The 12,693-nt window shown below is 67.4% G+C and carries 12 protein-coding genes and 1 pseudogene; 12 read left to right on the top strand and 1 reads right to left on the bottom strand.

Annotated elements, in window-relative coordinates:
* Nucleotides 1–28 precede the first annotated feature (28 nt).
* From mshA to P9A17_RS02700, 11 genes are all read left to right on the top strand, one after another.
* Complete coding sequence (gene mshA, locus P9A17_RS02650) at nt 29–1,345, top strand: D-inositol-3-phosphate glycosyltransferase (protein ID WP_278037064.1); 1,317 nt, start codon at nt 29–31, stop codon at nt 1,343–1,345.
* On the top strand, nt 1,342–1,845 hold the full coding sequence (locus P9A17_RS02655; protein ID WP_278037065.1) for a YbjN domain-containing protein: 504 nt from the start codon (nt 1,342–1,344) through the stop codon (nt 1,843–1,845). The genes mshA and P9A17_RS02655 overlap by 4 nt, the downstream gene beginning before the upstream one ends.
* A 26-nt stretch (nt 1,846–1,871) precedes the next feature.
* The gene (locus tag P9A17_RS02660) at nt 1,872–2,624 is read left to right on the top strand and encodes a phosphoglyceromutase (protein WP_278037066.1); all 753 of its coding nucleotides are present in this window, start codon (nt 1,872–1,874) and stop codon (nt 2,622–2,624) included.
* 139 nt (nt 2,625–2,763) lie between these two features.
* The gene (locus P9A17_RS02665; RefSeq protein ID WP_278037067.1) at nt 2,764–3,969 is read left to right on the top strand and encodes an ATP-binding protein; all 1,206 of its coding nucleotides are present in this window, start codon (nt 2,764–2,766) and stop codon (nt 3,967–3,969) included.
* A 7-nt stretch (nt 3,970–3,976) separates the two neighbouring features.
* The gene (regX, locus tag P9A17_RS02670) at nt 3,977–4,663 is read left to right on the top strand and encodes a two-component sensory transduction protein RegX (RefSeq protein ID WP_278037068.1); all 687 of its coding nucleotides are present in this window, start codon (nt 3,977–3,979) and stop codon (nt 4,661–4,663) included.
* Nucleotides 4,664–5,154: 491 nt separating this feature from the next.
* Nucleotides 5,155–6,045: a glycosyltransferase gene (locus P9A17_RS02675; protein ID WP_278037069.1), complete on the top strand. Its 891-nt coding sequence runs from the start codon at nt 5,155–5,157 to the stop codon at nt 6,043–6,045.
* Nucleotides 6,042–7,358 (top strand): lipopolysaccharide biosynthesis protein, encoded by a 1,317-nt coding sequence (locus tag P9A17_RS02680; RefSeq protein WP_278037070.1) that lies wholly within the window; start codon nt 6,042–6,044, stop codon nt 7,356–7,358. The genes P9A17_RS02675 and P9A17_RS02680 overlap by 4 nt, the downstream gene beginning before the upstream one ends.
* Nucleotides 7,355–8,599 carry a class I SAM-dependent methyltransferase gene (locus P9A17_RS02685; protein WP_278037071.1) on the top strand — a complete coding sequence of 415 codons (1,245 nt, stop codon included), beginning with the start codon at nt 7,355–7,357 and terminating at the stop codon, nt 8,597–8,599. Before P9A17_RS02680 ends, P9A17_RS02685 begins: the two co-directional genes overlap by 4 nt.
* Entirely contained in the window at nt 8,596–9,396 is an 801-nt protein-coding gene (locus tag P9A17_RS02690; RefSeq protein ID WP_278037072.1) for a glucose-1-phosphate cytidylyltransferase, read from the top strand. The genes P9A17_RS02685 and P9A17_RS02690 overlap by 4 nt, the downstream gene beginning before the upstream one ends.
* Nucleotides 9,397–9,412: 16 nt before the next feature.
* Nucleotides 9,413–10,069: a PIG-L family deacetylase gene (locus P9A17_RS02695; protein WP_278037073.1), complete on the top strand. Its 657-nt coding sequence runs from the start codon at nt 9,413–9,415 to the stop codon at nt 10,067–10,069.
* Nucleotides 10,066–11,100 (top strand): SDR family oxidoreductase, encoded by a 1,035-nt coding sequence (locus tag P9A17_RS02700; protein ID WP_278037074.1) that lies wholly within the window; start codon nt 10,066–10,068, stop codon nt 11,098–11,100. The genes P9A17_RS02695 and P9A17_RS02700 overlap by 4 nt, the downstream gene beginning before the upstream one ends.
* Here the strand turns inward: P9A17_RS02700 and P9A17_RS02705 are convergent.
* The gene (locus tag P9A17_RS02705) at nt 11,084–11,638 is read right to left on the bottom strand and encodes a dTDP-4-dehydrorhamnose 3,5-epimerase family protein (protein WP_278037075.1); all 555 of its coding nucleotides are present in this window, start codon (nt 11,636–11,638) and stop codon (nt 11,084–11,086) included. The genes P9A17_RS02700 and P9A17_RS02705 overlap by 17 nt on opposite strands.
* Before the next feature lie 14 nt (nt 11,639–11,652).
* On the opposite strand from P9A17_RS02705, the pseudogene P9A17_RS02710 reads away from it, so the two are divergent.
* Nucleotides 11,653–12,639 (top strand): annotated as a pseudogene (locus P9A17_RS02710) (methyltransferase domain-containing protein); the annotation flags it as partial.
* Between the last annotated feature and the right edge of the window lie 54 nt (nt 12,640–12,693).

Below are 12,693 nucleotides of genomic sequence, written 5' to 3' on the forward strand. Positions count from 1 at the left end.
CGGGTTCCGGCGGTGTAGACATGTCAGTGTGCGTCTAGCGACCGATCAGTCCGGGCTGCCCAACCCTCGTCGGGTGGCGGTGTTGTCCGTGCACACGTCCCCTCTCGCCCAGCCGGGTACGGGCGATGCGGGCGGCATGAACGTCTACGTCCTGCAAACCTCCCTCGAACTGGCCCGCCGCGGCGTCGAGGTCGAGATCTTCACCCGGGCCACCTCGTCGGCCGATCAGCCGGTGGTGCCCGTCGCCCCCGGCGTCGTGGTGCGCAATGTGGTGGCAGGGCCGTTCGAGGGGCTCGACAAGAACGACCTGCCCACCCAGCTGTGCGCATTCACGGCGGGCGTGTTGCGCGCCGAGGCCACCCACGAGCCGGGCTACTACGACATCGTGCACTCCCACTACTGGCTGTCGGGGCAGGTCGGCTGGCTGGCCGCCGACCGCTGGGCGGTGCCGCTGGTGCACACCGCGCACACTCTGGCCGCCGTCAAGAATGCGTCCCTGGCCGTCGGGGACACCCCGGAGCCGCCGATGCGCGCGATCGGTGAGCAGCAGGTGGTCGACGAAGCCGACCGGCTCATCGTCAACACCGAACACGAAGCGCAGCAACTGGTTTCGCTTCACCAGGCCGATCCAGCCCGGATCGACGTCGTCCATCCGGGTGTGGATCTGTCGACGTTCACCCCCGGTGACCGCAACGCCGCCCGCGCGGCGCTCGGGCTGGACGCCGACGCCCGGATCGTCGCGTTCGTGGGGCGGATCCAGCCGCTGAAAGCTCCGGATGTGCTGTTGCGCGCCGCCGCGCTGCTGCCCGACGTGCAGGTGGTCGTCGCGGGCGGGCCGTCCGGCTCCGGAATGGCGACGCCGGACAACCTCGTTCGCCTGGCCACCGAGCTGGGTATCACCGACCGCGTGACGTTCCTGCCGCCTCAGTCCCGCGACGACCTGGTCCGTGTCTACCGGGCCGCCGACATCGTCGCGGTGCCCAGCCACAACGAATCGTTCGGTCTGGTCGCCGTGGAAGCGCAGGCGTGCGGCACCCCGGTCGTCGCCGCCGCCGTCGGCGGCCTCCCGGTCGCCGTACGCGACGGGGTCACGGGGGCGCTGGTCGACGGTCACGAGCCCGACGCGTGGGCCAAGACGCTGGATACGGTCTTCGCCGCAGGTCCGCAGAAGCTGGGCGCGGCCGCTGTCGAGCATGCCGCGACGTTCTCGTGGGCGCACACCGTCGACGCCCTGCTGGCCGGCTACGGCCGCGCCATCACCGACTACCGCGCCGACCATCAGCCCGCGCTCTCCGCGCAGCGCAGCGGGCGCCGGTTCTCGATGCGCAGGGGGGTCCGGGCTTGAGCGTCCAGGACGTCATCGAGGCGACTCTGTTGGACAACGACCTCGAGTTCAGCCGCCACGAGGGTGCGGCGGGCGGGCTGCCCGGTGTCGTCGTCGCGCTGCCCGGCGAGCGCAGGCTCACGACCAACACCATCATGTCCATCGGCGAGCACTCGGTGCGGGTGGAGGCCTTTGTCTGCCGCAGGCCTGACGAGAATTTCGAAGGCGTCTACAAGTTCCTGCTCAAACGCAACCGCAGGCTCTACGGCGTCGCCTACACGCTCGACAACGTCGGCGACATCTACCTGGTGGGCCGGATGGCGTTGGAATCGGTGACATCCGACGAAATCGACCGGGTGCTCGGCCAGGTGCTCGAAGCGGTCGACGCGGACTTCAATACGTTGCTGGAGTTGGGTTTTCGTACGTCCATCCAGAAGGAATGGGAGTGGCGGGTCTCCCGCGGCGAGTCGCTGAAGAACCTGCAGGCGTTCACACATCTCATCGACGACGGCGACGACTGAACACCTCGCGTGAGAGGATTTCTCCCATGGCAGATACCGCGACTCTGATCCTGCTCCGCCACGGCGAAAGCCAGTGGAACGCGTCGAACCAGTTCACCGGATGGGTCGACGTGGACCTCACCGACAGGGGTCGGGCCGAAGCCGTGCGAGCGGGGGAGCTCATCAAGACGCAGGACCGTCTGCCCGACGTCCTCTACACGTCGCTGCTGAGGCGCGCGATCACGACGGCCAACGTCGCGCTCGACACGGCCGACCGCCACTGGATCCCGGTGCATCGCGACTGGCGTCTCAACGAACGGCACTACGGCGCACTGCAGGGCCTGAACAAGGCCGAGACGAAGGCGAAGTACGGCGACGAACAGTTCATGGCGTGGCGGCGCAGCTACGACACCCCGCCGCCGCCGATCGAGCCCGGTTCGGAGTTCAGCCAGGACGGTGACCCGCGCTACGCCGACATCGAGGGCGGCGCACCGCTGACCGAGTGCCTCAAGGACGTCGTCGACCGGTTCGTGCCGTATTTCACTGAAGTCATCGTCCCTGACCTGAAAGCCGGTAAGACCGTGCTGATCGCGGCGCACGGCAATTCGCTGAGGGCTCTGGTCAAGTATCTGGACGGGATGTCCGACGAGGATGTCGTCGGCCTCAACATTCCTACCGGTATCCCGCTGCGCTACGACCTCGACGCGGATCTCAAGCCGACGGTGGCCGGTGGCAGCTACCTCGATCCGCATGCGGCGGCGGCCGGGGCGGCGGCGGTGGCCGCGCAGGGCGCCAAGTAACGCGTCGCCCTCGCGTGCGGCAAACGGCGGGTGAACAGCGGGGGGCGAGCTCCCGAACATCCGTCTTTGGCTTTGTGACTTGTCCCGTTTTGGCCGCACGCTGCTGGGATGACGTTCACCCAATGCGTACGCTTTGCGCGTGAGTGTCGTATCGGCGCTGCTTCTCGCAGCGGTGGTGGCACTGCTCGCGTTGTCGATCGGTGCGGCGATCGGAGTCCGGGTGGCGCCCCGACTTCTGGAACGCCAGCAGCGGCGTTCCGCCGAACAGTCGGGTATCACGGTCTCGCGGATGCTCGAGCACATCGTCTCGCAGTCACCGGTCGGGATCGTGGTCGTCGACACCTTCCGTGACGTGGTCTACATCAACGAACGTGCCCAGGAGCTGGGCCTGGTGCGTGAGCGCCTGCTCGACGACCGGGCCTGGGCGGCCGCAGAGCGCACCCTCGCGACCGGTGAGTCGGGCGGGTTCGACCTGTCGCCCCGCAAACCCACCAGGTCCGGGCGGTCCGGGCTTTCGGTGCGCGGACGCGTCAGCCTGCTGACAGAAGAGGACCGCAGGTTCGCCGTCGTCTACGTCGACGACCAGTCCGAGCACGCCCGGATGGAGGCGACCCGGCGCGACTTCGTGGCCAACGTCAGCCACGAGCTCAAGACGCCCGTCGGCGCGGTGGGGGTGCTCGCCGAAGCGGTGCTCGCGTCTGCCGATGACCCCGAGACCGTCAAGCACTTCGCCGAGAAGATGGTCACCGAATCCAACCGTCTGGCCAACATGGTGGGTGAATTGATCGAGCTGTCCCGGCTGCAGGGCGGGGAGCGACTGCCCGACCTCGGCGAGGTCGACGTCGACACCGTCGTCTCCGAAGCGCTGTCCCGGCACAAGGTCGCCGCCGACAACGCCGACATCGCCATCACCACCGACGCACCCACCGGCTACCGGGTGATGGGTGATCAGACGCTGCTGGTGACCGCGATCGCCAATTTGGTTTCCAACGCAATTGCTTACTCGCCCAACGGATCTGCGGTGTCGATCAGCCGCCGCCGTCGCGGCGAGAACATCGAGATCGCGGTCACCGACCGCGGTATCGGCATCGCACCCGCCGACCAGGAGCGGGTATTCGAACGATTCTTCCGCGTCGACAAGGCGCGGTCCCGGGCCACTGGCGGCACCGGGTTGGGGCTGGCGATCGTCAAACACGTCGCGGCCAATCACAACGGCTCCATCAGGCTGTGGAGCCAACCGGGGACGGGGTCGACCTTCACCATGTCGATTCCTGCTGCCATCCCGCAACATCTGCGCGGCGACGATGCCGACGATGCCGACGATCTTGCCGACCGAGAGGACTGATACATCGATGACCAGCGTGCTGATCGTGGAGGACGAGGAGTCCTTGGCGGATCCCCTGGCCTTCCTCCTCCGTAAAGAAGGTTTCGAAGCCACGGTGGTGGCCGACGGGCCTTCGGCCCTTGCCGAGTTCGAACGTGCCGGCGCCGACATCGTGCTGCTCGATCTCATGCTGCCCGGGATGAGCGGTACCGACGTCTGCAAACAGCTGCGGTCCCGCTCCAGCGTCCCGGTGATCATGGTGACCGCGCGCGACAGCGAGATCGACAAGGTCGTCGGGCTGGAACTCGGCGCTGATGACTACGTCACGAAGCCGTACTCGGCGCGCGAGCTCATCGCCCGGATCCGCGCCGTGCTGCGTCGCGGCTCCGACGCCGAGGACACCGGGATCGCCGACGGCGTGCTGGAGGCCGGGCCGGTGCGCATGGACGTCGAGCGTCACGTGGTCAGCGTCAACGGCAGGCCGGTCACCCTGCCTCTGAAAGAGTTCGACCTACTCGAATACCTGATGCGCAACAGCGGCCGGGTGCTGACGCGCGGCCAGCTCATCGACCGGGTGTGGGGCGCCGACTACGTCGGGGACACCAAAACGCTCGACGTGCACGTGAAGCGGTTGCGTAGCAAGATCGAGGCCGACCCGGCAAACCCGGTCCACCTGGTCACCGTCCGCGGGCTGGGGTACAAGCTCGAAGGCTGAGTTTCTGCTCAGATGTCGCTGTGAGCGGCAGTCGTCGATGACGGCTGCCGCTCATCTGCGTTTCCCACCGACGGCCACCCGTCACGATTCTTTGCTGTAAAGCAGACAGCGATCCAGGATGGCATCCGCGATGGCACGATGATGCCTGTGATCTTGATCACACCGCCGAGGTTGGAATGCGCTCGAATAGTGTTAGCCGGAGGGGTGCTTCGCTGCTCTCGCCATAGAGGCGGTTGGACTTGCCTTACGGCAGATCTTGTTGCGAATTATGCAGTACAGACGTGTTGATTTGGCTGTTCGTGTTGTTGCCCTTCCTGCATGGCCGGTAGCCTTTGCTGATCGCAAATATTGTCTACGCCTGTCATTTCGAGACGGTGATAAAGTCACACCTCGGTCCCGCGCGCGCAAACCGGCGGATCGCCATTGAGCGAATGAATGGCAATTTGCGATCGCGGCGATTCGACGAGATGTCCGTCAGAGGGGAGCTGAGCGTGGCCGAAGCAACGGCTCAGGGCGCCTCCCGGTCGGCCACCCTCGTGTCGGTCTGCATCCCCGCATACCAGGCCGAGAAACATCTCAAGGTCACGCTGGACAGCGTGTTGGCCCAAACCCATCCGAATCTCGAGATCCTCGTGGTCGACAACAACAGCACGGACGGCACCGCCGACATTCTCGGCCGGCTCGACGATCCGCGCCTCCGGGTGGTCAGGAACGCCACCACGGTGTCGATGGTGGACAACTTCAACATCGCGATCCGCGAAAGCCGGGGTGACTACGTCAAGCTCGTGTGCGCCGACGACACCCTGATGCCGGACTGCGCACAGGTCCAGGCGGCGGCGCTCGACGCGGCAGCCGAGGTGACGCTCGTGTCCGCGCGCACGGACTTCATCGACGACGACGGCAGGATGATGAGGCCCGCCCGCGGGCTTCGCAAGATCGTGGGCAGGCAACCCGCCAACCACGTGGTGCGCCGCATCATCCGCAGCGGCACCAACCCGATCGGGCCGCCCGTTGCGGCGATGTTCCGGCGCTCCGACTTCGACCGCTGCGGCGGATTCCAGCCCGTCACCTCATTCCTGAGCGAGCTCGACCTGTGGGTGCGGCTGCTCGCCCTCGGGGAGTTCCATGGTGTGCCGAAGACGTTGGCGGCCTTCCGGATCGCCAGTGAATCCACGACGGCGCTCACCTCGGCCCGGTCCCAACTCGGGCAGATACTGGGCTTCGCCGACAAGGTCGCCGCCGACCCAGCCTGGAACGTGACCGCCGCCGACCGGTTGTGGGGTCGGCTGTGCGCCTACGACATGCAGGCGCGGCGCACCGGCCTGTACGCGCTGAGCACGTTGCGCAGCGCCCGCAGGCGGACGAGCGCGCAGGTGACATGATCGAGCGCGCCGAACGCAACATGCGGGTCAACACCCTGGCACTCATCGTGTCCACCGCTTCGACAGGTGTTCTGGGACTGGCCTTCTGGGCCGTCGTCGCGCGGCTGTTCCCCGCTCAGGAAGTGGGGCTCGCCTCGGCGCTCATCACATCGGCGGTGCTGCTCTCGACGATGTCGACCCTCGGCATCGATGTGCTCTACGAACGCTTCCTCCCGGTCGCGGGAACCCGCGCGCCGTTTCTGCTGCGCCGGGGATTCCTGCTCGTCGCCGGGGCAGGCATTCTCGTCGGAACGGTCCTGGTGGCCGTCGGCCCCAGAGACCCGATGTTCCAATCCAGCTGGGCCATGGCCACTTTCCCGCTGATGGTGCTGACGTTGGCGGTGTTCGCGCTGCTCGACAAGACGGCAGCGGGCCTCGGCGTGGCGCGCTGGGCCGCGGTGAAGAACCTGGCCCATGCCGCTGCGAAACTCGGGGCGGTTGCGGCGCTGGCGATCTGGGAACAAGCCGTCACGATCGTGCTGTGCTGGACGCTGACCGCAGCCGTCGCGGCGTTGTGCACCTACGTCGTGCTGCACCGCCGCATCCGGAGCCACCCCCGCTGGCAACAGGAGGCGGATCTGCCACCGACCCGGCAGTTGTGGTCCTACTTCGGATCGTCGTTCGGCATCGCGTCGCTGTGGTCCATCGGACCGCTGGTCGTTCCGCTGATCGTCGTGACTCAGATCGGTCCCGTGGCCAACGCGCACTTCGCGGTCACCTGGGCGATGGTCAGCGCGCTGTATCTGATGATGCATCTGGTCGTCAGCCCCTACGTGGCGGAGGTGGCCGCCCATCCCGGACAGGTCCGCAACCTGACGTGGCGCATGGTCGGCATGCTCGGTGCGGTGGCGGTCGCCGCGTCGGCCGGTCTGCTCCTGGTGGGGCCGTTCATGCTCAGCCTCGCCGGTGACGAGTACCGCGCCGAGGGTGTGGATCTGCTGTTCCTGGCGGCGGCATTCCTGCCGCTCTCGGCTGTCGCCGCTGCGTTCGAAGGCTTCGCCCGCGTGCAACGCAAGTTGGCGCTCTACCTGTCGGTGCAGGCTCTGGTGACAGCGGTGATCGTGATCGGGTCATGGTTCGGGACACGTGAACTCGGCGTGACGGGCGTCGGCTGGGCGTACCTGGCCGCCGAAGGACTGTCGGCGGTGATTCTGATCGGTCCGGCCGTCGCGTGGCTGCGCAGGGTGGGACGGGACCCTGCGGCGGTGCCGCCGCCCGACGTCGACGACGCCACGCCCACGATCGACCGAATCCAGGAGGGGTACACGCAATGAACTGCCGATTGTGTGGGTCCGGTCAGTTGCACAGTGTCCTCGACCTGGGCGCAACCCCGCCGTGCGCGAAGTTCCTCACCGCGGGCGAACTCGACACACCGGAGCAGACCTACCCCCTGCATCTGCGGCTGTGCCAGGACTGCCTGCTGCTGCAGATCCCGGCGCTGATCACGCCGGAAGACAACTTCACCGACTATTCGTACTTCTCGTCGTACTCGGGCAGCTGGGTCGAACATGCGCGGCGCTACGTCGACGGTGCGACCGAACGTGCGGGCCTGCACCAGGATTCGTTCGTCGTCGAGGTCGCGAGCAACGACGGTTACCTGCTGCAGCACGTCGTCGGCGCAGGCATCCGCTGCCTCGGGATAGAGCCGTCGGTCAATGTCGGCGAGGCAGCCCGCGAGCGAGGCGTGCCGACGCTGACATCGTTCCTGGACGAGCAGGTGGCCGCCGATGTGCGCGCCCAGCACGGGCCGGCCGACCTCGTGGTCGCCAACAACGTCTACGCACACATCCCGGATCTGGTGGGCTTCACCCGCGCGCTGCGCACCCTGCTCGCCGACGATGGATGGCTGAGCATCGAGGTGCACCACGCGATGAATCTCGTTGCGCTGGGCCAGTTCGACACGATCTATCACGAACACTTCCAGTACTACACCGTCCTCTCGGCGATCAGAGCACTCGCTTCTGGCGGGTTGTCGGTGGTCGACGTCGAGATGCTTCCGACGCACGGCGGATCGATCCGGTTGTGGGCGCGTCCCGCCGAAAGTGCCGGCGCCCCTTCGGCGGCCGTCGCCGACGCGCTGCAGGCCGAGGCGGACGCGGGCCTGCACGACCTCTCCGGATACCTGGGGTTGCGGCCGCGCACCGAGTCCATCCGGCAGGAGCTGCTGCGGTTCCTGCTGGAGTGCCGGGCCCGGAATGAACGCGTGGTCGGCTACGGCGCCCCCGGGAAAGGCAGCACCCTGCTGAACTACTGCGGCATCCGGCCCGACCTGATCGAGTACACCGTCGACCGCAACCCGTACAAGCACGGACGGTATACCCCGGGGACCCGGATCCCGGTCCTCGATCCCGCACAGATCGACAAGGACCGGCCGGACGTGATCGTGGTGCTGCCGTGGAATCTGGCTGCCGAGATCACCGAGCAACTCGCCTACGCCGCCGAATGGGGTGCGCGACTGGTGTTTCCACTTCCCACTCTGACCGTGGTCAACCTGGCGGAAGGAACCCCGAAATGAAGGTCGTGCTGTTCTGCGGCGGCTACGGAATGCGGATGCGCAACGGGACCGACGACACCGTCCCCAAGCCCATGCAGATGCTGGGACCGCGGCCGCTGATCTGGCACGTCATGCGCTACTACGCGCACTTCGGCCACACCGAGTTCATCCTGTGCCTCGGCTACGGCGCCGAGCACATCAAGAATTATTTCCTGACCTACCACGAGTCGACATCCAACGATTTCGTCATCCGTGGCGGCAAGGTCGAGATGCTGCAGACCGACATCAGCGACTGGACCATCACTTTCGTCGACACCGGCAGCGAATCGCCTATCGGAGAACGCCTTCGCCGCGTCCGCCACTTCGTCGAGGACGACGAGTACTTCCTGGCCAATTACGCCGACGTGCTCACCGACGCGCCGATGAACGACATCATCGACGAGGTCAGGGCCGCCGGGGCGCTGGCCTCGATGCTGATCGTCCCGCCGCAGTCGTCGTTCCATTGCGTCGACATCGACCCCGGCGAAGGCGCGGCGAAGATCACCGGCATCACACCGGTGTCGCGTTTGCCGATCTGGGAGAACGGCGGCTACTTCGTCCTGTCGTCGAAGGCGCTGAGCCTGTTGACCGAGAACTGCGATCTCGTCGAGGACGTATGCGGGCGCCTCGCCCAGGACGGGACGCTGTACGGGTACAAGCACCTCGGGTTCTGGAAGCCGGCCGACACGTTCAAGGAGCGCGCCGAACTCGAAGCCGCCTACCGCAACGGCGATCGACCGTGGGCGCTGTGGGAGCGGACGAAGGCTTCCCTCTCGTGAAGGGCACGCGCCCGTGATGAGCCTTCTGACGGCGCCCGTCGCCGAAGTCGCCGTCCTCGGCGCCCATTGCGATGACATCGCCATCGGCATGGGCGCAACACTTCTCACGCTGTGCCGGGCGAACCCGGGAGTGTCGGTACACGCGCTGGTGCTCTCAGGGGCGGGCACGGAGCGCGAGGTCGAGGAGCGGGCGGCACTGGCCGCGTTCTGCCCCGATGCTCAGGTGCACGTGACGCTGCTGGGCGTGCCGGACGGGCGGACGCCGGCGCACTGGGACGAGGTCAAGGACGGGCTACACGCGTTCAGCCGCAGCTGTAGCCCGCAGCTGGTGTTCACCACGCAGCGACACGACGCGCACCAGGATCACCGGCTGCTCGCCGAACTGACGCCGACGGAGTTCCGCGACCATCTGGTGCTGGGCTACGAGATCCTGAAGTGGGAGTCGGACACGCCGTCGCCCAACGTCTTCCATCCGATCGATACCGCGACGGCCGAGGAGAAGGTCAGGTTGCTGCACAAGCATTACCCGTCCCAGGTGGGCCGGGACTGGTTCGACGAAGCTTCGTTCCTGGGGCTGTCGCGGCTGCGGGGCGTGCAGTGCAGAAGTCAGCACGCTGAAGCCTTCATCGCCGAGAAAGCCCTGTTGACCTTCCCGCAGCGAGGTGCCGCATGACACAACGAATTCTGGTCACCGGCCACCTGGGTTATCTCGGGACCGTCATGGTGCCGATCCTGCAGGCGGCCGGGCACCAAGTATCGGGACTGGACACCGGCTACTTCGAGGACTGTGTGCTGGGCCCGCACCCCGACGACCCGCCCGCCGTCTCGGTCGACTTACGCGACGTCGGCCCGGAGCACCTGCGGGATTACGACGCCGTGATCCACCTTGCCGCGCTGTCCAATGATCCGTTGGGCGCATTGGTCCCTGAAGTCACCCACGACATCAACCACCACGCGTCGGTGCGGTTGGCCCGCCTGGCGAAGGACGCCGGCGTCACGACGTTCCTATATGCGTCGACGTGCTCGGTGTACGGGGCCGCAGGCGACGGGTTGGTCGACGAGGATGCGCCGCTGCATCCGCTGACGCCGTACGCGGTGAGCAAGGTACGGGTGGAGGACGACCTCGCCGCGATGGCCGATGCGGACTTCAGTCCCGTATTCCTGCGCAATGCAACGGCTTTCGGTTTCTCACCGCGTCTTCGGGCCGACATCGTGCTGAACAACCTGGTCGGCTCTGCGGTGCTGACCGGTGTGGTGCGCGTGCTGTCCGACGGCACACCCTGGCGCCCGCTGGTGCATGCGCGCGACATCGCCGCCGCCTTTGCCCGGTGCCTGGAGATGCCCGCGTCGGCCGTGTCCTGCCGTGCCTACAACATCGGCAGCGAAGTCAACAACGTCACCGTCGCGGAGATCGCCCGGAGCGTCGCTGAAGCCGTTCCGGGTTCCGAGGTGCTGATCACCGGGGAGACCGGTGCTGACCCGCGTTCCTACCGCGTTGATTTCGCCAGGGCCAGAAATGAACTCGGCTTCGAAGCCGGCATGTCGGTGGCCGACGGGGCAACAGAGCTCGCCGATGCGTATCGGCGGTACGGACTGACCGACGCCGATCTGGTCGGGAAGTTCACCCGGCTGGCGCGGCTGGCGTATCTGAGTGACGGCGGGCTGCTGGACGGGGACTTGCGCCGGGTCAGCCAAGATGCCTGACGAGGTCGGCCCAACTGCCCGCGGCCGCATCGCGCGGCGACACGAGAGTGACGGGAAGCGGCCAGTCGATCGCCAGATCGGGATCGTCGTGGGCGACCGCGAGGTCTTCGGCAGGGTCGTGGGCACGGTTGATGCGGTAACACACGTCGGCGGTGTCGGTGAGTGCCTGGAATCCGTGCAGCATGCCCGGCGGCACGTACAGGTGGGTGAAGGTGACGTCGTCGAGCAGGAAGGCCTGCTGCTGACCGAACGTCGGCGAACCCGGCCTCGCATCGACCAGGACGTCGTTGACGGCGCCGCGGGCGCACCGCACCAGCTTGGCCTCACCCGCTCCGCTACGGCCGTGCATGCCGCGGATGACGCCGAGGGCCGACCGGGACTGCGAGTCCTGGATGAACGACGCGGCTGCATTGCTTGGGCCGGCCCATGCGTCGAAGATCTCCGCGTCGAAGGTGCGGGTGAACAACCCGCGGTCGTCATGGTGAGTCTGGGGCACCAGGGTGATCACCCCGGCGAGCCGGGCCGGTTCGATACGCACCCAGCCATGGTGGCATGACCGCCGGCCGGTGCCGCGGATGCGGCCATTCCGAACTGCACAGGGTGCTCGATCTCGGGCTGGTGCCCGCGGCCGACGACTTCCCGTCGGCGGACCGGGCCGTCGATCCGTCGGAGGTTTCGCATCCCCTCGCGATGGACCTCTGCGCCGGGTGCGGGCTCGCTCAGCTGGCCGACGACGACACCGTCACCGCCGAACCGCGCGGTGTCGAACCTCAGGCCCTCAAAGATCAGGCGGCAGAAGCGGTCCGGGTCGTCGGCGAGGCGGGCTGGCTGGCCGGCGGTACCGTCCGGGAGTTCGGCAGCCCGCACGGCGGCAGTTGGGTGCCGCTGCTCGCCGAGCGCGGATTTCGGGCGGTCGACGAACCCGCTGACGTGGTCCTGGACTGCTTCGGCATCATGCACGACGCCGACCAGATGGCGGCGTTCGATGCGCGCTCCGCTGCGACTGCGCCGGGTGGGGTCCTGCTTCTGCAGTTCCACACGCTGGGGGCGATCGTCGCACACGGGCAGTGGAACTCGTTGCGGCACGGACACTTCGCGTACTACTCGACTCCGGTCGTGGTGTCGTACCTGCAGCGGATCGGCATGCGGGCGGCGCAGGCCTGGACCTTCGATCTCTACGGTGGCACCGTGCTCGTCGCGGCGGTGCACGGGACCGGCGAGCCCGGTCCGACAGTCAGCGCGCTGATGGAGTCCGAGGCCGCGCTCACCGACCCCGCGACCGTCGGAGTTGTGCAGGACGCCGCCGATTCGCAGGTTGTGGCGCTGCGCTGCTGGTTGGAGGAGGAACGCCGGGCAGGGCGGAGCGTGTACGCCTACGGTGCCGCCTCGCGCGCTGTCGCGCTCTTCGCTCGCGCAGGGGTCAGCCGGTCGCTGATCGCCGCAGTCGCCGACGCGTCTCCCGCCAAACAGGGCCGCCGGATGCCGGGCACCGACGTACCGATCGTCGCACCGGAGGACCTCGTCCGCGCCGACCCCGACCGGGTGCTGCTCACCCTCGGCGACCTGTTGCCCGAGGTGTCGGCGCGGTGGCCG

It is taken from the genome of Mycobacterium sp. 236(2023) (assembly GCF_029623955.1).
GTDB lineage: Bacteria > Actinomycetota > Actinomycetes > Mycobacteriales > Mycobacteriaceae > Mycobacterium.

Bases quoted from the DNA above. Each gene is read 5' to 3' on its own strand.
- P9A17_RS02695 (WP_278037073.1), top strand. From the start codon at position 9,413: ATGAGCCTTCTGACGGCGCCCGTCGCCGAAGTCGCCGTCCTCGGCGCC.
- P9A17_RS02690 (WP_278037072.1), top strand. From the start codon at position 8,596: ATGAAGGTCGTGCTGTTCTGCGGCGGCTACGGAATGCGGATGCGCAAC.
- P9A17_RS02660 (WP_278037066.1), top strand. From the start codon at position 1,872: ATGGCAGATACCGCGACTCTGATCCTGCTCCGCCACGGCGAAAGCCAG.
- P9A17_RS02680 (WP_278037070.1), top strand. From the start codon at position 6,042: ATGATCGAGCGCGCCGAACGCAACATGCGGGTCAACACCCTGGCACTC.
- P9A17_RS02700 (WP_278037074.1), top strand. From the start codon at position 10,066: ATGACACAACGAATTCTGGTCACCGGCCACCTGGGTTATCTCGGGACC.
- regX (WP_278037068.1), top strand. From the start codon at position 3,977: ATGACCAGCGTGCTGATCGTGGAGGACGAGGAGTCCTTGGCGGATCCC.
- P9A17_RS02685 (WP_278037071.1), top strand. From the start codon at position 7,355: ATGAACTGCCGATTGTGTGGGTCCGGTCAGTTGCACAGTGTCCTCGAC.